Source organism: Haloarcula vallismortis ATCC 29715 (genome assembly GCF_000337775.1).
GTDB lineage: Archaea > Halobacteriota > Halobacteria > Halobacteriales > Haloarculaceae > Haloarcula > Haloarcula vallismortis.
The window spans coordinates 1-1,378 of record NZ_AOLQ01000008.1 but is presented as its reverse complement, the minus strand read 5'-3'; the positions used below and the strand labels follow the sequence as shown (position 1 = coordinate 1,378).

Sequence of the window (1,378 nt, the reverse complement as noted above, 5' to 3'; positions counted from 1 at the left end):
TCAGTCGATCACACCGAGACTTCACTAAGCCTACCAGTAGACCTTGAATCTGCACTTTCGGTGCGTGGTCAGTTCCCGAAATGATACAGGCAGTGAATTACCGCAGTGAGGAGTCGCTGTCGGCGGCGCTTCGCCGCCGACGCGACGGCGTTGCCACTCACGAACGCTGTCCCGAGTCGGGACAGCTACCGGAAGAATCGGTCGTCAAGCGGTTGATTCGCTGGGACAGCTCTGCGAACGCCCAGAGCTGTCCAAGCTCCTCGCAGTACCATTTCACAGTACTCCGTGAACGACCAGTCCCAGAGGCGTCGCCCCCCTCGGCGGGGCGACGCCACGTACCTCCAATGTAGATACCGCCAGCTGTTCTGAAGTAACAGACTCACGACGAACATCACTAGCCGCAGGCCAGCGTCTTGAGAACTGGTAAACGCGAGGCTCTGTTTGGCTAATCGATAGCTCGATTCGATGCCGAAACGCTTGCTGTAGTGCTCTCTGGCATCTCGTGGCGTGTCGATGAACGGCGCGTCAGCGGCGTAGCCGTGACGCGCCACTCCGTGTTCATCATACCGTCCTTGCTGGTAGACGCAGTCGATGAATACAGGGAACGTTACCTCGCCGGCGAGATCGTGTTCGATCTCGCGGCTCCAGCCCCTGTTGAGTTCATTTTGAATCGTCTCGCCCCACTTGACAATCGGCATCGCATAGGCGTAGTTGTGGGCGTACAGCAGTCCAAGACAGGTGCTGTTGTAGAATCCGCGATCAAGGTAGACGGCCTTGACGCTGAGGTCAAGGCCGTCGAGCAGTTCGAGAAACTCGGCGAGGACATCGCTGGTGGTGTCGCTAGCGACGAGCTGGCGCACCGCCAGCGTGTACCGCTTGTTGCGTACTCGTACGTACAGCGTCGCGTACGCATGAAACGCTGTGGTTCCCCGTTTCGCTTGTGAGAAGTACAGCGCTTCTGTCTCGTCTTCGTCGCCGTAGTAGGGATCGAGGTGGAGGTCTGCACAGACCTCCACCGGTCGATCTGGGAGTGTCTCAAGCGCATCCCGCTGCAAGAGCATGTCTCCAACCGCCTCGACAGCATCAAGCTCGAACTGATCGGTGAGATAGCCACGGACGGTGTTGGCGTGTGGTGAGTTGTCGGTCGTTTCGCAGACGTGATTGATTGAGGTCCCGCCGGCGCTGGCGCCGGCGAGGACCTCGTACAACGTCTCTGTCGTGACCTCAACGTTCTCACCAAGGTCTATCGCAAGCTCCTCGTTAAGGCTGTTGACGACAAAATTAAGCAGATGCTCTTCCTCTATCTCGCTGTCTGCTTGGGTAGGTTTCACACTGCATCCAAGCAGACACTTTCACTCAAATCCGATGTGATCGACTG

Annotated in this window: 1 protein-coding gene; it reads right to left on the bottom strand. The window is 57.6% G+C overall.

What is annotated here, in order from left to right; translation table 11 throughout:
* Positions 1–185 precede the first annotated feature (185 nt).
* The gene (locus C437_RS03250) at positions 186–1,331 is read right to left on the bottom strand and encodes an ISH3 family transposase (RefSeq protein WP_004515448.1); all 1,146 of its coding nucleotides are present in this window, start codon (positions 1,329–1,331) and stop codon (positions 186–188) included.
* Positions 1,332–1,378: the final 47 nt, after the last annotated feature.